The sequence below is a fragment of the Agrobacterium rosae genome, assembly GCF_002915175.1.
Classification (GTDB): domain Bacteria; phylum Pseudomonadota; class Alphaproteobacteria; order Rhizobiales; family Rhizobiaceae; genus Agrobacterium; species Agrobacterium rosae.
In genome coordinates, this window is the sequence record NZ_NXEJ01000004.1 from 376807 (window position 1) to 396068 (window position 19262).

Consider the following 19262-nt stretch of genomic DNA (forward strand, 5'->3'; position numbering starts at 1 on the left):
AAGCCCGACAGGCATAACCTGTCGGGCTTTTTCAGTTGTCATGTCCTCAAGCGATCTGAGGTTCGACACGTCCCGTCTGCACGGTCCGGGAAGGCGCGGAAGGAATGCCGCTCAGCGCATTCTTCCACTCGCTCAACGCTGCCACACGCCGTGTGTGGCGCGGGTAGAGCGAGAAGATGTTGAGGAAGAAGCCGGCAATGGACGGCACCATCTTGTCCTGCTCTTCAAAAGCATTCGGGTTCATCTGTGCATTCAGCTTGGCACTGCCGCAGGCCAACATCTGAAGAGCGGTGCGGGAAGACTTCAGGTTGCCGGAAACCACGAGGCCAACACGGTCGCAGGTCAGTTCACGTGCGCGGGAATAGGCCTGGCCCAGAAACGGAACGATAAGGCCGGGCAGGCGCAGGAAGCTCCATGGCTCGTCCAGATGGCCCGCAACGTGGTGGCCCAGTTCATGGCCGATCACGAATCTTACCTGCTCTTCATCGTCGGAATCGATTAGGGCCGATGTGAGCCAAATGTAGCGGGTGCGACCAACCAGCGTCAGCGCCATTGCATTGATCACGCCGCTGGAATTGTACACGAACGCCCGCGGTGCTTCTTTCAAACCCAGCTTCTGCGCGCCCTCAGCCACCATCTTGTGAAGGTGGGGAAATTGTTGTTCGCTGACCAGCACGTAGTGGCCCATCATATAGGCGCGGACCAAAGAGCGTGCGACGTAAGAGAAAAACCAGATGATGAGAATGTAGAACAGGAAAACAAAGAGGATTCCGATGCTCTCCGTTGTCGCAATGTAGAGGATGCCAGCCGCGAGCCCCAGCCACACCAGCGTGCCGATAAGCAGCGTGAGAAAACCGTACGTCTTTTCTTTCGAATGACGCACTTTGGATATGTCGAAATTCATATTTAACCCCCGTTAAACAGCATGATCGAGAAGCGTTGAGGCTTAAAAAGAAGAGGCCCCACCCGCCTCCTGCTGCAAATGACTTGTTTATATAAAATGAGGCGCTACGCCCCGCGCGAAAACTCGCGTCAAGATTATAAGTTCCCGCATAAAGCGAATATTATTTCCTGCATTGTTTCGTTGCCCAATGATGGTTGCGAACTGCGGGCGCGGTCATTATAGCGAATAGGAAAATTCTTGACTGGAGTAGAACCATGTCCGTCGATCTTGCCACCGTGAAGCGCGTTGCGCGCCTAGCCCGTATTGCCGTCAGCGAAGAAGAAGCCGAGAAGATGCTTGGCGAGTTGAATGGCATTCTTGGTTTCGTGGAGCAGCTTTCGGAAGTGAATGTCGATGGCGTCGAGCCCATGACGTCAGTGACCCCGGTTGCGATGAAGAAGCGCACCGACGTCGTCAGCGATGGCAGCAAGGCCGAAGATATCGTGGCCAATGCGCCCAACACCGACCGCAATTTCTTCCTCGTTCCGAAAGTGGTTGAATAGGCTGCGTCAGCCCGTTTCCACTTGCCCGATCTAAAAGTTTTGAAAGCCGTTGCCGATATGACCGACCTGACAAGCCTGACCATTGCCGAAGCCCGCGACAAGCTGAAGGCCAAGGATTTTTCCGCCGTTGAACTGACGGATGCCTATCTCTCCGCCGTCAATGCCGCCAACGAAGCGCTGAACACCTATGTCGCCGTTACGCCTGAAAAGGCGCGCGAAATGGCCAAGGCTTCCGACGAAAAGCTGGCCGCTGGCAATGCCGGTGCTCTGGAAGGCATTCCACTCGGCGTCAAGGATCTCTTTGCGGTTCGCGATGTCCACACCCAGGCCTGCTCTCACGTGCTGGATGGCTTCAAACCGAAATACGAATCCACCGTCACCCAGAACCTGTGGGACGCCGGTGCCGTCATGCTCGGCAAGCTCAACATGGATGAGTTCGCCATGGGCTCGTCCAATGAAAGCTCCTATTACGGCCCGGTCGTCAACCCTTGGCGTGCCAATGGTTCGGAAAAGAAGCTCGTACCCGGCGGCTCCTCCGGTGGTTCCGCTGCCGCCGTCGCCGCGCATCTGTGCGCTGGTGCTACTGCCACCGATACCGGCGGCTCCATTCGCCAGCCCGCAGCCTTCACCGGCACTGTCGGCATCAAGCCAACCTATGGCCGCGTCTCGCGCTGGGGTATCGCTGCTTATGCGTCGTCGCTGGATCAGGCCGGACCGATTGCCCGCGACGTACGCGATGCCGCCATTCTGTTGAAATCCATGGCCAGCGTCGACGCCAAGGACACTACCTCTGTCGATCTGCCGGTGCCGGATTACGAGAAGGCCATCGGCCAGTCGCTGAAGGGTCTCAAGATCGGTATTCCCAAGGAATACCGCGTCGAAGGCATGCCGGAAGAGATCGAAAAGCTCTGGGCGCAGGGTATTGCATGGCTGAAGGACGCCGGTGCGGAAATTGTCGACATCTCGCTGCCGCACACGAAATACGCGCTTCCAGCCTATTACATCGTCGCACCTGCCGAAGCCTCGTCCAACCTTGCCCGTTACGATGGCGTTCGCTACGGCCTGCGTGTTGACGGCAAGGACATTGCCGATATGTACGAGAAAAGCCGCGCCGCCGGTTTCGGTTCGGAAGTCAAACGCCGCATCATGGTCGGCACTTATGTGCTATCAGCCGGTTATTACGATGCCTATTACCTCAAGGCCCAGAAGGTCCGCACGCTCATCAAGCGCGACTTCGAGACCGTCTTCCACGACGGCGTCGATGCGGTTCTCGCTCCCATAACCCCATCGTCAGCCTTCGAAATCGGCGACAAGGAACTGGCAGCTGATCCAGTCAAAATGTACCTCCAGGACGTCTTCACCATCACGGTCAACATGGCCGGCCTGCCCGCCATGTCCGTTCCAGCCGGTCTCGACGGCAAGGGCCTGCCACTCGGCCTCCAGCTCATTGGCAAGCCATTCGAGGAAGAGACGTTGTTCAAGACGGCCTATGCGATTGAACAGGCAGCGGGCAAGTTTACGCCTGTGAAGTGGTGGTAAGCGGAGTTAAAATTCTAGCCCTCTGGAATTGCAGAGGTTCTGCTGGAGCAGATTCTGTGAGGCGAGCGGGCGCAGATATTTAGTGTTTGCGGGTGGCGCTTACCCCCCCTCTGTCCTGCCGGACATCTCCCCCACAAGGAGGGAGATCGGCTAGACGCTTGCTCCTCGCTTTATCCGCAGCCTTAAAGATGGGCGAGAGGTTTCAACGATTCGATCTCCCCACCTGTGGGGGAGATGCCCGGCAGGGCAGAGGGGGGTAAACCCCACCCACAGCCCCTCGACTTCGTCAGTAACAAAATTAAAAACTTTTTTCTCCACGCCCCAAAACCCATGCCTACAATTCACCCGCGTCCCAACCGCACTGTATCGCGAGACAGTGCGGGCGAGGGCGCAGGAAGCGTTGGCATTCACCCGGAACGTGCGGGTGGCGGCCAAGGCTACCATGACGACAGACCCGACGGTCGCTACCCGATTCCCTTCAAGGTTCGGTACCGCAGCGGCAGGGCTTGTAGAACGACCATGTGGGGCGAAGCCGGGACCGTTCAAGGCCCGACTGAACCTCACTTTCCACCGGCGGGTACGCCTGCCTACCGGTGGAGAGACGACGACTGAACCGAAATGCCAGAGGCCACGCAGATGCGGAGCCAAAGAACGAAACATACCAGAGACATCACCGCATTTGCGTGTGCTCTCCGGATCGAGTGAACATAACACGGGCGTGAGCGCGCCGCGTGAACGGCGAAGCTTATCCATCGTGTCGCCGGGCTATTTGACAATCGAAAGCTTTGCAAAAGCCGGGAATGTGATGATATCCTGATGTGAGTTCACCAAGCGAAGGGAGGCGCAGACGTGAAAGCGACCATACTGTTCAAAGACGACCATTTCGTCCGGCCGGAGACCACTCGAAAGCCACGCCGGTTGGGTGCAAACGATAATCTCCGCAGCCTTGAATTCGAGATGCGGGATCAGGAGCGCGACTGGCTGGTGCCCTGTCTCTTCGCCGCCGCTTTCTGTGGTTTTGCCGCCTTCATCTTCATGCCGCTTTGGTAAGCGGGGTATCCGTGCATAATTTACCTTGAAAAAGCCGGGCTCGGCCTTTAGCCCGTTACGAAACAACCGGCTGGATGGGTAAGCTGACGCATGGCGATGAATGAAGCGGTCGATACCGTGCCGAGAGCGTTTCTCGGTGTCGATCGGTCGGCAACGGAGCAGAAGTGGATGTCGCGGCTGGATCAGGCCGGGCAGAACCGCGCTCTGGCCATGTCGCAGGTCCACGGCATCCCCGAACTGGTCGCCCGCGTGCTTGCGGGTCGTGGCGTCGGTGTCGATGATGCTCTTGCGTTCCTCGACCCCACCATCCGCTCGCTGATGCCTGACCCGTTGACGCTCACCGATTGCGAGAAGGCAGCTGAGCGCATTGCTGACGCCATAAAGCGCAATGAGAAGGTGGCGATCTTCGGCGACTATGATGTCGATGGTGCCTCTTCGTCGGCGCTGATGTATCGTTTCCTGCATCATTTCGGGCTGGATCCCGAAATCTATATTCCCGACCGTATTTTCGAAGGCTACGGCCCCAACCCCGCCGCCATGCAGCAGCTAGCGGCCAATGGCGCGACGCTCATCATCACCGTCGATTGCGGCTCCACCAGCCACGAATCGCTTGGCGCTGCTCGCGATGCGAAGACCGATGTTGTCGTCATCGACCATCACCAGGTCGGTACCGAATTGCCGCCTGCGGTGGCGCTGGTCAACCCGAACCGGGAAGATGATCTCTCGGGGCAGGGGCATCTCTGCGCAGCAGGCGTCGTGTTTCTCGTGCTGGTCGCCACGCTGCGGGTGCTGAAGGACCGGCGTGACAGTCGCGCCTACACGCTGGACCTCTTGTCCCTGCTCGACATCGTTGCACTCGCGACGGTTTGCGATGTCGTGCCGCTGAAAGGTCTGAACCGCGCCTATGTAGTAAAGGGTCTGATTGCCGCACGCCATATGAACAATGTCGGGCTTGCCGCGCTGTTCAAGAAGGCCGGTCTTGGCGGCCCTGTGACACCCTATCATTTCGGATTTCTGGTCGGCCCGCGCATCAATGCCGGCGGGCGTATTGGCGATGCGGCCCTCGGTAGTCGCCTGCTGACGCTTGATGATGCTTCTCAGGCCGAGGTCATCGCCGAGAAGCTGGACGAGCTGAACCGAGAGCGCCAGGCCATGGAAGCTGTCATGCTGGCGGAAGCCGAGGCCGAGGCTCTGTTCGAATATGGTGATGGCACGGGTGCAGGCGTCATCGTCACCGCGCGCGAGAACTGGCACCCCGGCATCGTCGGACTTCTTGCCTCGCGCCTTAAGGACCGCTTCCGTCGCCCGGCCTTCGCCATTGCGTTTGACTCGCAGGGCAAGGGCTCCGGCTCTGGCCGCTCCATCAACGGTTTCGATATGGGTCGCATGGTCCGCAATGCTGTCGACGCCGGTCTATTGGTCAAGGGTGGAGGCCATGCCATGGCCGCTGGCTTGACGGTGGAGCGCGCCAACCTCGGCCGCCTGCGAACCTTCTTTGAAGAGGCAGCGCAGAAAACTGTTTTTCAACTGGTCGAAAACAGCGTGCTAAAGATCGACGGCGCAATCGGTGCATCGGGTGCTACTCTGGCGCTGGTCGAACAGATGGAGCAGGCAGGGCCCTACGGTTCCGGCCATTCGCAGCCCATCTTCGCCGTGCCCGCCCACCGCCTGCGCGACGTTCGTGTGGTCGGCACCTCCCATGTCAAGATCACCCTCGAAGCACTGGATGGTTCACGGCTGGATGGCATCGCATTTCGGGCGGCGGATGCGCCTCTGGGTCAGATGCTAATGAATGCGCGGGGTCGCCAGATCCATGTTGCAGGCACGCTGGGGGCTGATCAGTGGCAAGGTCAAAAAAGAGTCCAGCTTCGCGTTCTGGACGCTGCCATAGCGCCGTAGCGCGCTCGCCCAATCACAACGGTTGCGCGCAGACGTGCTTACACTCTGGTTTAACAATGCTCGTATCGCTATGATATATTGGAGAGAGTGGTACGCCCTAGGGGAGTCGAACCCCTCTTTACAGAATGAAAATCTGTCGTCCTAACCGATAGACGAAGGGCGCATACCGTGTGTGGCGCCCTTATAGTCAGGCACCGGATTCTCCGCAAGCGCCTATTTCCACTTTTTTGCATTTCAATGACATTTTTATTCAGTCACCACGGAACTCTCTGTGGAAAACTTCGCCAACGTGGCGGTTTTGTTGAAAGCATTTTGGGAGAGGGGGAAGCGTGGGATTAAACCGGGGATCAGGGGGCGTCCCGTTTATGTCTAACCCCACGCTTCATCGGGGGACGTGGAAATAACGGAGCAGCAAAGAATTGGTTCCGATGATCGATTCTAAAAAAATGAAGGCGTTTATGACCAGTTTTGAACGCTGTTGGGCGTCATCATGCGTTGGTGATGATCGTGTTCAGACGCATGTGAAGTTCTGTTTCGCCATCTGTAGCAATGTGCTTGTGTGTGATTTGGCCGTCGCGCCGGAATTCGGCGAGGAATAGCGGTTCCCGTTCAGAGTTATCGATCACGACACCCTCGTCACTTAACGCGACCGCTTTCGGAAGATTATCGAGTGATTTCTTGTATCTGCGGATGATGTCGACGGTCGGAATATCGTGACCGCCATTCTTGACCCGAAAACGAACCCGTTCAATGTTTTGTTCTGCGCGATAAAGTATGACGTAGATTAGACCTACGTGGAAACCAGCCCGTTTCGCCTTCTGCATCGTATCGATCGAGTGGCTACTACTAAGCGTCGTTTCGAATACGAAACTGTCTTTGCTCGATATCATTTGGTCGATGAGCGAAACGGTAGCTCTTCCAGCCCGAACCCGCTTGATATTCACGGGAAGACTTGGGTTTAATGACGAAGCTATATTATCAGCGTTTATAAACCGACCGGGAGGCTGAAGCTTTTCATATATCGAGGATTTTCCAGAGCCGTTTGGGCCCGCCAGAATAATACAGCTCGGCTTCATCTTCGCTATCGCGCAGCACGTTGTTTTTGATGCGTCACTTTCGCGAGCTTCTCTTCACCGGACTTAGAGTCCGCGTAAATCTTTTCGTAGACAATCCACGATGGCTCGATGCCGAGCTTTAGACCAGTCGCGGCGGCGTCATCGCCAATCTGTCTGATTGCTTCACGTTTTTCTTTTAGAAGTTCCAGAAGCATCACAACCTCAAATGTGTATCCAGCCGCAATATACGACTTTTAAAGGGGTGTGCCAATGCCTGCCTTCAGTTCTATTTGTAGACCCTATCCGAATGCAAAACCGCCCGCAGACATTCGTCGCGGGCGGTTTCGAAATCATGGTGTCACCGGTAGGTGATTATAGATCGACGTCGAGGATCGCCATGGAGAAATTGTAGGAGCGGTCGCCGTCTTCGTCATCGATGTAAACGACGCCAAGAAATTCTTCGCCAGCATAGACTTCTGCCGAATCATCCTTGCGGGGGCGGGCTTTGACGGCCAGCGTTTCGTTGAAGGTGCGCTTGAAATAGGCGTCGAGCTTTTTGATTTCCTCGGCTTTCACCAGTCTTCTCCTGTGCGGTTCACGTTGCGCCGCTTTTGGCATGGCTTAAAGGCGAAAGTAAAGTCAAAGAGGCAAATCGTCCGCATGATCCTGGCGGACGCCTCACCAAATCAGCGCCTCAGATATCTGCACCGATGATCTGATCCATGATGCGCGAAGGCTCGTTGCAGCCACCGTCTCCCACCACGCGCGCTGGCACACCGGCGACGGTCGCGTTGGGCGGTACGGGCTTGAGAACGACGGAACCGGCGGCAATGCGCGAGCAACTGCCGATCTCGATATTGCCGAGAATTTTTGCGCCCGCACCGATCAGCACGCCGCTGCGGATTTTCGGGTGGCGGTCAGCGCCTTCCTTGCCGGTGCCACCGAGTGTGACGCCGTGCAGAATGGAGACGTTGTCGCCGATAACGGCGGTTTCACCGACGACGAGACCCGTCGCGTGATCGAGGAACAGACCTTTACCGAGGCGCGCTGCGGGGTTGATATCCGTCTGAAAAACACTCGATGCGCGGCTTTGCAGGTAAAGCGCAAAATCGCGACGTCCCTTGTGCCACAGCCAGTGGGCGAGACGGTGGGTCTGGATGGCCTGGAAGCCTTTGAAATACAGCACAGGCTCCATGAAGCGCGTGCAGGCCGGGTCGCGGTCGTAAACGGCCTGAATATCGACGCGCAGAATGGAGCCCCATTCTGGCCAGTCATTGAGCATTTCTTCAAACGTCTGGCGCAGCAGAACGGCCTGCATATCCGGGTGGTCGAGCAGCTCGCAGATACGATAGGCGACGCAGGCTTCCAGCGAATGATGGTTCAAAATCGTGGAATAGAAGAAGGCCGATAGCAGCGGATCTTGCGCTGCCGCAGCGCCTGCTTCGTTCAGCAGGCTGCCCCATATGGGATCGACAACGGATAGCTGATCCTGCTGACGTACCTCTATGCGTGCGACCATGACTGGTCTCCCTTGGATTGGTGTCGTTCATTTATACAGAAAAAAGTGTCGCCTAGAAATGGTGATTTACCAACGCGGTTAAAGACGCGAAAGCATCAGTTTTTCTGAAGGCTTTTTGGAAAACCGTTCTCTGGTCAGCCTTGCGCGTCGATATCTCGGTAGAATTCCAGCACGGCTGCTTTAAAGACGCGGTCGCCCACGGCAAGCATGTGATCACGGCCCGGAATGTCGATGGCTTTGGCGTGTGGCATGAGCTGCGCCAGCTCTTCGCCGGAACCGGCAATGTCGTCCTTGGTGCCAACGGCGATCAGTGTCGGGATGTCGATCTTTGCTGCCTCTTGCCGGGTCACGAGAACGCGGGAGGTTTCGATACAGGCGGCCAGCGCGATGCGGTCGCTTTTCGTCTGGTCGGCAAAGGCGCGGAACATGCGGCCACGCTCATGGGTGACGACATCCAGAGACGGTGCGCGAAGGGCGTCCGCAATCGGGTCCCAGTCGCCGACGCCATCCACCATGCCAATGCCAAGGCCGCCGAACACCAGCGAGCGGACGCGCTCCGGGTGGGCCATGCCGACGAAGGCGGAAACACGCGCGCCCATGGAGTACCCCATGACATGCGCTTCGGATATTCCGAGATGGTCCAGCAGGCCGACGGCATCCGCGGCCATGGTTGCGGGGTAATAGGCGTCGGCATCATGCGGCTTGTCACTTGCACCGTGGCCGCGATTGTCCAGCGCGATAACGCGATATCCCGCATCGCCCAACGTTTTTACCCAGCCGGGATGAACCCAGTTGACCGAGGCGCTGGAGGCGAAGCCGTGGATCAGAAGAACCGGAAAGCCAGACGGGTCACCCTCATCGAAATAGGCCAGTTGCAGACCATCGCGGGAGTAGGACAAAAACTGCGGGACATTGAGATTCATCAAGGACATCCTTTTTTGCGCACCATATGTCAGGAAATCGCAGCGTTGAACATATTGCGCGATGATTTCTGTGGAGGTCAAAAGCATTTGAGGTTACATATCCGCAAAAGCTGAGCGCGAGCTCACCCACGAAGTTGCATTTGGAGACGATTATGGCCGGGCATACCATTTCCCACTTCCAGAACGATGGCGGACACGCCGTGATCGAAATCGGCGTCAAGGAATTCATGTGCACCGGCGCGTCCGTGCCGTTCGACCACCCGCATATCTTTATCGACATGGGTGACGACAACGAGAAGGTTTGCTCCTACTGCTCGACGCTGTATCGCTACAATCCGTCGATCAAGGCCACGCAGACCAACCCTCCCGGCTGCGTTTTCCACGTGAAAGCCGCCTAATCTCTCTTTCAGACTGGGGCGCTCCATGCCCGTGAAATCCGTAGCTGTTATCGGTGCCGGCATTGCCGGTCTCACCGCCGCTCTGTCTTTTTCCAGATATGGTATCCGCAGCGATATCATCGAGCAGGCGGAACAGCTGGAAGAGGTCGGCGCAGGCCTGCAAATCTCACCCAATGCCGCGCGTATCCTTGATGCGCTGAACGTGCTGCCGCAGATCGAAGCGCAGTGGCTGGAGCCGGAGACGGTTGACCTTGCCTCTGGAAAATCGCTCAAGCGGCTTGTTTCCCTGCCCATGCGGGCGGTGGCGCGGCAGCGCTGGGGTGCGCCTTACGGTGCGCTGCACCGGGCAACGCTGCAGGGCGCGCTTCTGGCTGCGGTGCAGCAAAATCCGCTGTGCCATCTGCATCTCGGCAAGCGGCTGGACGTAGTCGACCATGCCACCATCACCGCTATCACCTTTCAGGAACATGACCTGATCGTCGGTGCGGATGGCGTCTGGTCGAGCGCTCGTCATGCGGTTCCGGGAAGCCCGACGGCGACATTTTCCGGCAATATCGCCTGGCGTTTCACTATTCCACAGGGCGATATTCCGGATTTTCTGACACCTCAGTCGGTGACGGCATTTCTGGGGCCATCGGCGCATCTGGTGGCCTATCCGTTGGCCGAGACGGGCGGCTTCAATATCGTGGCGATTGCGACGGGTGCGAACCCCGGCGACACATGGAAGGCGCAGGCGCAGGGTGAGCAGCATGCGTTGCTGATAAAGCAGTTCGGCCTGTGGAACCCTGCCTTTGCGGACATGCTGCAGCACGCCTCCAAGCCGACATTCTGGCCGCTGTTTCAGGCTGGGCAGGGCAGGTGGCATAATGGCCGCGATACGGTTCTGATCGGCGATGCCGCGCATGCGATGATGCCGTTTGCAGCACAAGGAGCGGCGATGGCAATCGAGGATGCGTTCGAGCTTGCGGCCTTCGTTACCCGCGACCGTTCTTTGGGCGATGCGCTGGCTTCGTTTGAGGCGTATCGCAGTCCACGCGTCGACAAGGCGCGCAAGCGGGCGGCGCTGAACAAGTTTGCCTATCACGCCCGTGGTCCGTTGCGGCTGGGGCGCGATGTGCTGCTGTTGATGAGGCCGCCAGAAGCGTTTCTGGCGGATTTCGACTGGTTGTATGGGTATCGGGCCGAAGGACTTTGATGCTTGTCGCCGGGCTTGTCCCGAGGATCTACCCACATTTAATGTCGGGGTTCGTTAGATCCTCGGGTCAAGCCCGAGGATGACGAATCTAGAGGATGGATTGATGTTTAGGCTCCAGCCGCCGCATCAAACCCAGTCTCCAGATCGCGTTTGATGTCGGCGACGTCTTCGAGGCCGATTTGCAGGCGGATGACAGGGCCTTCCGTCGGGCCTTTGGCGATGGTGCGATCTCGGAGCGACACGAGAACGGCCAGCGATTCGTAGCCGCCCCAGGAAAAACCGAGACCGAAGATCGACAGCGCGTCGAGGAAGGCGTGCGATGTTTCCGTGAAGCGGTTTGCGTCTGACTTCAGCACGAAGGAAAAGACGCCGGTGGAACCTTTGAAATCTCGCTTCCACAGATCGTGGCTCGGGAAGCTGGGAAGGGCAGGGTGCAGGACCCGCAAAACATCATCTCGGCTTTCCAGCCACTGCGCGATTTCGAGCGCGCTCTTGCGGTGATGTTCCAGCCGCACACCCATGGTGCGCATGCCGCGCAACACCTGATAGGCATCATCGGAGGTTACGCAGAGGCCGATATCACGGTTGGCTTCATTCAGTTTCTTCCAGTGCTTTTCATTGGCGGAAACGAAGCCCATCAAAATATCGGAATGGCCTGCCGGATATTTCGTCGCGGCGTGAATGGAGACATCGACGCCGTGATCCAGCGGCTTGAAGTAGAGCGGCGTGGACCATGTGTTGTCCATGGTGACGACGCAGTCATATTTGTGGGCGATGGACGACATCAGCGCCACATCCTGCATCTCGAAGGTGTTGGAGCCGGGAGCTTCCAGATGCAACAGACGGGTGTTGGGGCGAATGAGGGATTCGATGCCAGCGCCGATGGCTGGGTCGTAATACTCAACCTCGATGCCATATTGTTTCAGCATTCTGTTGCAGAACCGGCGGGTCGGGAAATAGACCGAATCAACGATCAGCGCGTGGTCACCTGCCGACAAGTAGGCAAGAAACGGCACCGTCACGGCGGCAAGGCCGGACGGCAGAAGAATGGTACCTGCCGACCCCTCCAGGGCATTGATCATGTCGCACAGCGCATCGGTCGTGGGCGTGCCGTGTGTTCCGTAGGTGTATTTCTGGTCTTCTGAAACAAGCGTTTGCGCGTCCGGGAAAAGCACGGTCGATCCACGCGCAATGGGTGGATTGACGAAGCCGTGATAGGCGGTCGGGTCATTGCCGAGATGGGCCAGGCGCGTGTTGTCACCGGCGGCGTTGAGGAACCCGTCTTTGGATGTCATGCTGAAATGTCTCTCACTGATCGATGGATGGAAAATGGTCCTGAAAGCCTGTTGCGGTCAAGACTTCGTTATCCGCAACGTGTTGGGCTGGTGAATCGCCCAGGATTTCACAAGGATGTCGCATCGCTTCCTGCAAATGACAACGCGTGAGGTGTTTCGATACCCGAATGGGTTACCCATACGCGCAAATTCAGTCTATCTGCCTGACAGCCTGAGCAGTTTTTAATCTCTTTTAGCGTATTTATTAGACAATTGCCCATAAAAAGGACGTTTTTTGAAAAATTCCGTTTTTTGGACACAATTCTTGAGGGCAAGACTTGACCGTGACGGCAATTGCGATTGTGATAGATGAGCGCACCGGGAGGTGAGGCGGGGAGCTGCTCGTATACGACAAGATATACGGCTTTCTTCTGATGACGAATAAGAAACAAAGGTTGGGAAAAAATGAAAAAGGCAATTCTGTCGGCCGCCATTGGCGCAGCAATTCTCGGAGCTGCATCGGCTGCATCTGCCGCCACGCTCGCTGACGTGAAGTCCAAGGGTTTTGTAACCTGCGGTGTAAGCTCTGGTATTCCAGGCTTCTCGAACCCGGACGACAAGGGTGAATGGTCGGGCATCGACGTTGACTATTGCCGCGCTATCGCGTCCGCCGTTTTCGGTGATGCAAAGAAGGCAAAGTTCGTCCCACTCACATCCAAGGACCGTTTCCCTGCGCTTCAGTCTGGCGAAGTCGACGTCCTCACACGTAACACCACATGGACAGTCAGCCGCGACACATCGCTCGGCTTCAACTTCCGCACCGTCAACTACTATGACGGTCAGGGCTTCGTCGTGAAGAAGGCGCTCAACGTCAAGTCGGCTCTGGAGCTTTCGGGCGCTGCCGTCTGCGTTCAGCAGGGCACGACCACCGAGCTTAACCTCGCCGACTACTTCAAGACCAACAACCTTCAGTACAACCCTGTTGTGTTCGAAAAGGAATCCGACGCGACTTCCGCTTACGATAGCGGCCGTTGCGACGTTTACACCACCGACCAGTCCGGCCTTTATGCCATCCGTTTGAAGATGAAGACACCGGACGAAAATATCGTTCTGCCTGAAATCATCTCCAAGGAGCCGCTTGGACCTGCCGTTCGCCAGGGCGACGACCAGTGGTTCGACGTTGTCAGCTGGGCTCACTACGCCATGATCAACGCCGAAGAGCTCGGTATCACTTCGAAGAACGTCGATGAGCAGAAGTCTGCTGCAAACCCTGACATCAAGCGTCTTCTCGGCACCGAAGAAGGCACGAAGATCGGCACAGACCTCGGTCTGACCAATGAATGGGCTTACAACATCATCAAGAACGTCGGTAACTACGGCGAAGTCTTCGATCGCAACGTTGGCGCTGGTTCGCCGCTCAAGATCGAGCGCGGCCTGAACGCATTGTGGAACAAGGGCGGCCTTCAGTACGCTCCTCCAGTTCGCTAATAGCCGTTAAAAGACTGCTTTTGCGGGAGGCAGGGCCAAAGCTCTGCCTCCCGGAATTATAAATAAGCTCGCAAAGAGCATATAGAGGGAAAGGGTGCCGATGGCAGGCAACGCGCTCCAATCGCAACCGTCGAGCGCAAAAAGCGCGACGTCCATTATTTACGACCCGAAAGCGCGGTCGATTTTTTATCAAGTCGTTACAGTCCTTCTTTTGGTGCTGTTTGTTTGGATGATTGCATCCAACACCGTTCACAATCTCCAGCGCGCCAACATTTCGTCCGGCTTCGGCTTCCTTAATGGCAGAGCTGGCTTCGATATCGGCCAGTCGTTGATCGCCTATAGCAATGACAGCACCTTCGGTCGGGCATTGGTCGTTGGTATCCTGAACACGCTTCAGGTGGCGTTTCTCGGCATCATCACGGCGTCCATCGTTGGCTTCATCGTCGGTATCGCGCGACTGTCCAACAATTGGCTGGTTTCCAAGCTGGCTCAGGCCTATGTCGAAATCTTCCGCAATATCCCGCCGCTGCTGGTTATTTTCTTCTGGTACAAGGGCGTCATCACCATTTTGCCGCAGGCGCGTGACTCGCTTCAGCTGCCTCTCGGAACGGTTCTCAACAATCGTGGCTTCTTCTATCCGAAGCAGGTCTGGGGCGAAGGTTCCTGGCTCATTCCGGTGGCGTTCCTTGTCGGCATCGTCATCACCTATTTCGTCTACCGCTGGGCCAAGGCCCGCCAGATGAAGACGGGTCAACCGTTTCGCACCGGCATCGTCGGCACTGCGATCATCATCGGTCTGCCGGTTCTGGCGTTTTTTGCTATGGGCGCACCGCTGACCTTCGATTATCCCGTTGCCGGACGCTTCAACCTCAGCGGTGGATCGGTCATCGCGCCCGAGTTTCTGTCGCTCTATCTGTCGCTGTCCTTCTATACAGCGTCCTTCATCGCCGAAATCGTTCGTGGCGGTATCAAGGCCGTTGCGAAGGGGCAGACGGAAGCTGCAAGTGCGCTGGGTATGCGTGGCAACAACATCACGCGTCTCATCGTCGTGCCGCAGGCCATGCGCATCATCATCCCGCCGCTGACGAGCCAGTATCTCAACCTGACCAAGAACTCCTCGCTGGCGGTTGCCGTCGGCTTCTCGGATCTCGTGGCTGTTGGCGGTACCATCCTCAACCAGACAGGGCAGGCCGTCGAGGTCGTGGCCATCTGGCTCGTGGTCTACCTTTCATTGTCGCTGACAACCGCGCTGGTCATGAACTGGTTCAACGCGAAAATGGCGCTGGTGGAGAGATAAGCAATGACAACCAATCAAATCTCTTATGTTCGCGCCAATATGGTCCAACCGGAGCCCGCTCCTTCCAGCCAGGTGGGCATCACCCACTGGCTGCGCACCAAGCTGTTCGCTACACCGAAAGACATCGTCTTCACCGTGCTGGCAATCGCGTTCCTGGCCTACATCATCCCGCCGCTTGTGCAGTGGCTGTTCATCCACGCGACATGGACGGGTACGGACCGCACGGCCTGCCTGACCGTGGCACAGGGCGGCGCATTGCCGGACGGACAGTCCGGCGCATGCTGGGCTTTCGTCAATGCGAAGTTCGCGCAATTCATGTTCGGCCGCTATCCATCGTCCGAATACTGGCGTCCGCTTCTTGTACTGGCAGCCTTTACCGCGCTGCTGATCCCGTTGCTCCTTCCAAAGGCACCTTACAAGGGTCTGAACGTTCTTCTGCTGTTCATCGTCCTGCCTGTGGTGGCATTCTTCTTGCTGCTTGGCGGCCATTTCGGTCTGTCATATGTCGAAACGCCACTGTGGGGCGGATTGATGGTGACGCTGATCCTGTCGTTTTGCGGCATTACGATATCCTTGCCGTTCGGCATTCTGCTGGCGCTGGGCCGTCGCTCGAACATGCCGGTCATCAAGACGCTGTGCGTGACCTTCATCGAGGTCATCCGCGGCATTCCTCTGATCACCATCCTGTTCTTCGCCAGCATCATGCTGCCGCTGTTCCTGCCCGACGGCTGGACCTTCGACAAATTCCTGCGCGCATTGGTCGGTGTCGCGCTGTTTGCCTCGGCCTATATGGCGGAAGTCATTCGCGGCGGCTTGCAGGCCATTCCGAAGGGGCAATATGAAGGTGCGGATTCGCTGGGCCTGAACTACTGGCAGAAGACACGGCTGATCATTCTACCGCAGGCTCTCAAGCTGGTCATTCCTGGTATCGTCAACACCTTCATCGGCTTGTTCAAGGATACCTCGCTGGTCTATATCATCGGCATGTTCGATCTCCTCGGTATCGTCAATCTCAACCAGTCGGATGCGAACTGGTCGACACCCGTCACACCTATGACCGGTTATATCTTCGCCGGCTTCATATTCTGGATATTCTGCTTCGGCATGTCGCGTTATTCGCTGTTCATGGAACGGCACCTCGACACCGGACATAAGAAATAAGGGGAAAATCATGGCAGAAACCCAAGCACAAAAACTGGCCGTCTCCGCAACCGATGTTGCGATTGAAATCACCGGCATGAACAAGTGGTATGGTGACTTTCACGTGCTGCGTGACATCAACCTCAAGGTCATGAAGGGCGAGCGCATCGTTGTGGCCGGTCCTTCGGGATCGGGCAAGTCCACGATGATCCGCTGCATCAACCGTCTGGAAGAACACCAATCGGGCAGCATTCAGGTTGACGGTATCGAGCTCACCAACGACCTGAAGAAGATTGATGAAGTACGTCGCGAAGTTGGCATGGTGTTCCAGCACTTCAACCTCTTCCCGCATCTGACCATTCTGGAAAACTGCACGCTGGCGCCAATCTGGGTTCGCAAGACACCCAAGAAGGAAGCCGAAGAGATCGCGATGCATTATCTGAAGCGCGTCAAGATCCCTGAGCAGGCTCACAAATATCCGGGCCAGCTCTCCGGCGGTCAGCAGCAGCGTGTGGCAATTGCCCGCTCGCTGTGCATGAAGCCGAAGATCATGCTGTTTGATGAGCCGACCTCGGCGCTCGACCCTGAAATGGTCAAGGAAGTTCTCGATACGATGGTTGGTCTGGCCGAAGACGGCATGACCATGATCTGCGTCACCCACGAAATGGGATTCGCTCGCCAGGTCGCCAACCGCGTCATCTTCATGGACCAGGGCCAGATCGTAGAACAGAACTCGCCAGCCGAATTCTTCGACAACCCGCAGCATGAACGTACGAAGCTGTTCCTGAGCCAGATTTTGCATTGATGGATTTGTTGGGGCAGCGCCGCTGCTCTCTCATCCTGATCGACGTGATGGGATCCTCGGGTCAAGTCCGAGGATAACGGCTGAGAGTACAGATGATAGTATCAACACAAAACCCGCCGATCACTCGGCGGGTTTTGTTTTTTATCTGGACCTTTGAAAATCGCGGCTATCGCGACAGCAATGTCAGTGCGGTCATCTTGTCCAGCAGGGTGCGGGTAACGCCGCCAAACAGCATTTCCCACCAACGGGAGTGGCCATAGGCACCCATGACCAGCAGGTCGATGCTGTTGTCGGAAAGGCGCTTCTCGATTGCTTTTTCGGCAGACACCCCGTGGCCCTTTTCCTGCGAGGTCACGGTGACGTTGATGCCGTGCCTGGCGAGGGTGGACGCAATCTCTGATCCCGCCAGCGCGCCGGATTGCGTTTCGTCATCGGCAGCGCCAACGGAGAATATCTCGACACTTTCCGCGGCGATCAGGAAGGGTAGCGCATCGAATGTGGCGCGGGTGGCTTCACGTGAACCGTTCCATGCCACAAGCACCCGTTTGATCGGCTTTGGCTGGTCCAACACATGCGGCACGAGAAGAACGGGGCGGCCGCTTTCGTAGAGGAAATTGTCGATATCGGCGCTGCTATCGGACAATGGCGACGATGTGGTCTGGCGGGCGATGATGATGTCGGCGCTGCGGGCGCTTTGAATGGCGGTGTTGGAAGAATATCCGACCGACGATACGAAGCTGCGCCATTCATTTGAGATGTTTTCGGCAGCCATTTTTTCGTTGAAGATCAGACCGACGTCGGTCGTTTCCTGGTGGGCGACTTCCTGTACCGCCTGGACGGTTGCGGGATCTGGCATTTCCATCGGCGCGACAAGAGGTACGGTCGCAAAGGATTCCATGTGCAGGCCGATGACATGCGATGAAAACGTATTGGCCAATGAGGCCGTGAAATCTCCGAGCTTGCGCGCGTTTTCCGCAGTGTCCATGACTGCCAGTATGGTCTTGTAACCCATGATCAGACTCCTCATCGTGGTGAGCATTGCCCGGTGGGATCAGAGAGCAGTGCTTCTCTTTAAGTTTGCAGATGACGCCTTCTGGACCTCGAAACTGTGATTGCGATCAAGTGCGTCTGGTTAAACGACTGAGGCTCTCAAGCCTTCAAGCCGAACGGGCCGCTTTCTCGCGCGTGATCGTTTCTATCATGGCGGCAACGTCTTGAGCAGCTGCACTGAGTGCGCCAGCATCACGGGCGCGGACGACGATCTCGGTCGAGAAACGCTGGCCATCATATTTGGGATAGGAGCCGATGCTGGTTTCGGGATGGGCTTTTTGAACCTTGGTCAGCGGCGTGCCGATGTCACCCTCGCCAAATGGCGAACTCACCGCCTGCGACAGGATTTTGGAGCCGGTGCGCAAGGAGGGAATAACATTGTCCAGCATGGCCTGGAACACCTGCGGCACGCCTGCCATGACGTAGACGTTCTCCACGATGAAGCCAGGCGCGACCGAAACCGGATTAACAATGTGCGTTGCGCCACGCGGCATGCGCGCCATGCGCTTGCGCGCCTCGGTGAATTCCATCTCCCGAACGCGGTACATATCGCCCAGCAGGCGCATGGCCTCGGCATCATGCTCGCACGGCACGGCAAAGGCGGCTGAGACGGCGTCGGCGGTGATATCATCATGCGTGGGACCGATTCCGCCTGATGTGAAGACGTAGTCGTAGCGCCCGCGCAAGGCATTCAGCGCTTCGACGATTGCCGCTTCTTCATCCGCGACCATCCTGACTTCCTTGAGGTCGATCCCCGACATCGTCAGCACATCCGCGAGGTGGCCGATGTTCTTATCCTTGGTGCGCCCCGATAAAAGCTCGTCGCCGATGGCGAGCATGGCAGCGGAAACGATGGTGGAGGCGTGGGAGGATTCAGGCATTCGGGTCACTCACAAAGGGATATTCCATAACGTTAGCGCTCTGAGCGACGAATTCAATAAGGCGGCGAATGAAAACGTGTTTCTGCGTTCATGTCGTGTCGGCAAATCGACAAACAAAATGCGGCACAAAGGCCGCATTTTTGTCTCGTTACTTTTAAGTTAACGTTTTTCAAAATTGAAATAGATCGGATGTCAGATGATGGGATTGATCATCATCAGGCAAGTAACAATTACAAAACCAAGCATTGAGACTTCAAGCAGACTGTTGAGACCGTCGCGCATCGCTTTACCCTCCATCGTTCG

Annotated in this window: 20 protein-coding genes and 1 tRNA gene; 11 read left to right on the forward strand and 10 right to left on the reverse strand. The window is 56.9% G+C overall.

The window, feature by feature from the left end; genetic code table 11:
• Window positions 1–46 precede the first annotated feature (46 nt).
• The gene (locus CPJ18_RS09170; protein WP_103657797.1) at window positions 47–904 is read right to left on the reverse strand and encodes a M48 family metallopeptidase; all 858 of its coding nucleotides are present in this window, start codon (window positions 902–904) and stop codon (window positions 47–49) included.
• A 254-nt stretch (window positions 905–1158) separates the two neighbouring features.
• Here CPJ18_RS09170 and gatC point away from each other — a divergent pair, with 254 nt between their 5' ends.
• The 5 genes from gatC to recJ all read left to right on the forward strand — a co-directional run bounded on the left by gatC (window position 1159) and on the right by recJ (window position 5934).
• A complete protein-coding gene (gene gatC, locus CPJ18_RS09175) occupies window positions 1159–1446 on the forward strand; it encodes an Asp-tRNA(Asn)/Glu-tRNA(Gln) amidotransferase subunit GatC (protein ID WP_077116997.1) in 288 nt (95 codons plus the stop codon).
• A 57-nt stretch (window positions 1447–1503) separates the two neighbouring features.
• Window positions 1504–2985 carry an Asp-tRNA(Asn)/Glu-tRNA(Gln) amidotransferase subunit GatA gene (gene gatA / locus CPJ18_RS09180; protein WP_103657928.1) on the forward strand — a complete coding sequence of 494 codons (1482 nt, stop codon included), beginning with the start codon at window positions 1504–1506 and terminating at the stop codon, window positions 2983–2985.
• Between the two features lie 330 nt (window positions 2986–3315).
• The gene (locus CPJ18_RS26575) at window positions 3316–3597 is read left to right on the forward strand and encodes a hypothetical protein (protein WP_146258667.1); all 282 of its coding nucleotides are present in this window, start codon (window positions 3316–3318) and stop codon (window positions 3595–3597) included.
• 237 nt (window positions 3598–3834) lie between these two features.
• Complete coding sequence (locus tag CPJ18_RS26580) at window positions 3835–4035, forward strand: hypothetical protein (protein ID WP_146258668.1); 201 nt, start codon at window positions 3835–3837, stop codon at window positions 4033–4035.
• A 96-nt stretch (window positions 4036–4131) separates the two neighbouring features.
• Window positions 4132–5934 carry a single-stranded-DNA-specific exonuclease RecJ gene (gene recJ, locus CPJ18_RS09195; RefSeq protein WP_167397871.1) on the forward strand — a complete coding sequence of 601 codons (1803 nt, stop codon included), beginning with the start codon at window positions 4132–4134 and terminating at the stop codon, window positions 5932–5934.
• A gap of 88 nt (window positions 5935–6022) precedes the next feature.
• On the opposite strand, the gene CPJ18_RS09200 is transcribed toward recJ, so the two are convergent.
• The 6 genes from CPJ18_RS09200 to CPJ18_RS09225 form a co-directional block, all read right to left on the reverse strand.
• Window positions 6023–6097 (reverse strand) — tRNA-Glu (locus CPJ18_RS09200).
• 325 nt (window positions 6098–6422) lie between these two features.
• Window positions 6423–7010: an ATPase gene (locus CPJ18_RS09205; protein WP_103657800.1), complete on the reverse strand. Its 588-nt coding sequence runs from the start codon at window positions 7008–7010 to the stop codon at window positions 6423–6425.
• Window positions 7011–7015: 5 nt separating this feature from the next.
• The gene (locus tag CPJ18_RS09210) at window positions 7016–7204 is read right to left on the reverse strand and encodes a hypothetical protein (protein WP_103657801.1); all 189 of its coding nucleotides are present in this window, start codon (window positions 7202–7204) and stop codon (window positions 7016–7018) included.
• A 157-nt stretch (window positions 7205–7361) separates the two neighbouring features.
• On the reverse strand, window positions 7362–7565 hold the full coding sequence (locus tag CPJ18_RS09215; RefSeq protein ID WP_067642622.1) for a DUF3126 family protein: 204 nt from the start codon (window positions 7563–7565) through the stop codon (window positions 7362–7364).
• Between the two features lie 118 nt (window positions 7566–7683).
• Window positions 7684–8508 carry a serine O-acetyltransferase gene (cysE, locus tag CPJ18_RS09220; protein ID WP_103584152.1) on the reverse strand — a complete coding sequence of 275 codons (825 nt, stop codon included), beginning with the start codon at window positions 8506–8508 and terminating at the stop codon, window positions 7684–7686.
• Between the two features lie 134 nt (window positions 8509–8642).
• The gene (locus CPJ18_RS09225) at window positions 8643–9431 is read right to left on the reverse strand and encodes an alpha/beta fold hydrolase (RefSeq protein ID WP_103657929.1); all 789 of its coding nucleotides are present in this window, start codon (window positions 9429–9431) and stop codon (window positions 8643–8645) included.
• Between the two features lie 152 nt (window positions 9432–9583).
• On the opposite strand from CPJ18_RS09225, the gene CPJ18_RS09230 reads away from it, so the two are divergent.
• A complete protein-coding gene (locus CPJ18_RS09230; protein WP_103657802.1) occupies window positions 9584–9829 on the forward strand; it encodes a zinc-finger domain-containing protein in 246 nt (81 codons plus the stop codon).
• A 25-nt stretch (window positions 9830–9854) separates the two neighbouring features.
• Window positions 9855–11024, forward strand: coding sequence for an FAD-dependent monooxygenase (locus tag CPJ18_RS09235; RefSeq protein ID WP_103657803.1), 1170 nt, complete (start codon window positions 9855–9857; stop codon window positions 11022–11024).
• 107 nt (window positions 11025–11131) lie between these two features.
• Here the strand turns inward: CPJ18_RS09235 and CPJ18_RS09240 are convergent, their stop codons facing one another.
• Window positions 11132–12319 (reverse strand): cystathionine beta-lyase, encoded by a 1188-nt coding sequence (locus CPJ18_RS09240; protein ID WP_103657804.1) that lies wholly within the window; start codon window positions 12317–12319, stop codon window positions 11132–11134.
• A gap of 444 nt (window positions 12320–12763) precedes the next feature.
• Here CPJ18_RS09240 and CPJ18_RS09245 point away from each other — a divergent pair, with 444 nt between their 5' ends.
• From CPJ18_RS09245 to CPJ18_RS09260, 4 genes are all read left to right on the forward strand, one after another.
• Window positions 12764–13786, forward strand: a complete 1023-nt coding sequence (locus tag CPJ18_RS09245) for an amino acid ABC transporter substrate-binding protein (protein WP_153366745.1) — start codon at window positions 12764–12766, stop codon at window positions 13784–13786.
• A gap of 100 nt (window positions 13787–13886) precedes the next feature.
• Complete coding sequence (locus CPJ18_RS09250; protein WP_103657805.1) at window positions 13887–15083, forward strand: amino acid ABC transporter permease; 1197 nt, start codon at window positions 13887–13889, stop codon at window positions 15081–15083.
• A 3-nt stretch (window positions 15084–15086) separates the two neighbouring features.
• Window positions 15087–16244, forward strand: a complete 1158-nt coding sequence (locus tag CPJ18_RS09255; RefSeq protein ID WP_103584147.1) for an amino acid ABC transporter permease — start codon at window positions 15087–15089, stop codon at window positions 16242–16244.
• 10 nt (window positions 16245–16254) lie between these two features.
• Window positions 16255–17028, forward strand: a complete 774-nt coding sequence (locus tag CPJ18_RS09260; protein ID WP_077101118.1) for an amino acid ABC transporter ATP-binding protein — start codon at window positions 16255–16257, stop codon at window positions 17026–17028.
• 166 nt (window positions 17029–17194) lie between these two features.
• On the opposite strand, the gene CPJ18_RS09265 is transcribed toward CPJ18_RS09260, so the two are convergent.
• Together CPJ18_RS09265 and CPJ18_RS09270 are read right to left on the reverse strand one after the other, a co-directional pair.
• Complete coding sequence (locus CPJ18_RS09265) at window positions 17195–18040, reverse strand: universal stress protein (RefSeq protein ID WP_103657806.1); 846 nt, start codon at window positions 18038–18040, stop codon at window positions 17195–17197.
• Window positions 18041–18185: 145 nt separating this feature from the next.
• Window positions 18186–18959, reverse strand: coding sequence for a competence/damage-inducible protein A (locus CPJ18_RS09270; RefSeq protein WP_103657807.1), 774 nt, complete (start codon window positions 18957–18959; stop codon window positions 18186–18188).
• Window positions 18960–19262: the final 303 nt, after the last annotated feature.

Coding starts and splice junctions, on each gene's coding strand:
- CPJ18_RS09170 (WP_103657797.1), bottom strand. CDS start 904: ATGAATTTCGACATATCCAAAGTGCGTCATTCGAAAGAAAAGACGTAC.
- gatC (WP_077116997.1), top strand. CDS start 1,159: ATGTCCGTCGATCTTGCCACCGTGAAGCGCGTTGCGCGCCTAGCCCGT.
- gatA (WP_103657928.1), top strand. CDS start 1,504: ATGACCGACCTGACAAGCCTGACCATTGCCGAAGCCCGCGACAAGCTG.
- CPJ18_RS26575 (WP_146258667.1), top strand. CDS start 3,316: ATGCCTACAATTCACCCGCGTCCCAACCGCACTGTATCGCGAGACAGT.
- recJ (WP_167397871.1), top strand. CDS start 4,132: ATGAATGAAGCGGTCGATACCGTGCCGAGAGCGTTTCTCGGTGTCGAT.
- CPJ18_RS09205 (WP_103657800.1), bottom strand. CDS start 7,010: ATGAAGCCGAGCTGTATTATTCTGGCGGGCCCAAACGGCTCTGGAAAA.
- CPJ18_RS09210 (WP_103657801.1), bottom strand. CDS start 7,204: ATGCTTCTGGAACTTCTAAAAGAAAAACGTGAAGCAATCAGACAGATT.
- cysE (WP_103584152.1), bottom strand. CDS start 8,508: ATGGTCGCACGCATAGAGGTACGTCAGCAGGATCAGCTATCCGTTGTC.
- CPJ18_RS09225 (WP_103657929.1), bottom strand. CDS start 9,431: ATGAATCTCAATGTCCCGCAGTTTTTGTCCTACTCCCGCGATGGTCTG.
- CPJ18_RS09230 (WP_103657802.1), top strand. CDS start 9,584: ATGGCCGGGCATACCATTTCCCACTTCCAGAACGATGGCGGACACGCC.
- CPJ18_RS09235 (WP_103657803.1), top strand. CDS start 9,855: ATGCCCGTGAAATCCGTAGCTGTTATCGGTGCCGGCATTGCCGGTCTC.
- CPJ18_RS09240 (WP_103657804.1), bottom strand. CDS start 12,319: ATGACATCCAAAGACGGGTTCCTCAACGCCGCCGGTGACAACACGCGC.
- CPJ18_RS09245 (WP_153366745.1), top strand. CDS start 12,764: ATGAAAAAGGCAATTCTGTCGGCCGCCATTGGCGCAGCAATTCTCGGA.
- CPJ18_RS09250 (WP_103657805.1), top strand. CDS start 13,887: ATGGCAGGCAACGCGCTCCAATCGCAACCGTCGAGCGCAAAAAGCGCG.
- CPJ18_RS09255 (WP_103584147.1), top strand. CDS start 15,087: ATGACAACCAATCAAATCTCTTATGTTCGCGCCAATATGGTCCAACCG.
- CPJ18_RS09260 (WP_077101118.1), top strand. CDS start 16,255: ATGGCAGAAACCCAAGCACAAAAACTGGCCGTCTCCGCAACCGATGTT.
- CPJ18_RS09265 (WP_103657806.1), bottom strand. CDS start 18,040: ATGGGTTACAAGACCATACTGGCAGTCATGGACACTGCGGAAAACGCG.
- CPJ18_RS09270 (WP_103657807.1), bottom strand. CDS start 18,959: ATGCCTGAATCCTCCCACGCCTCCACCATCGTTTCCGCTGCCATGCTC.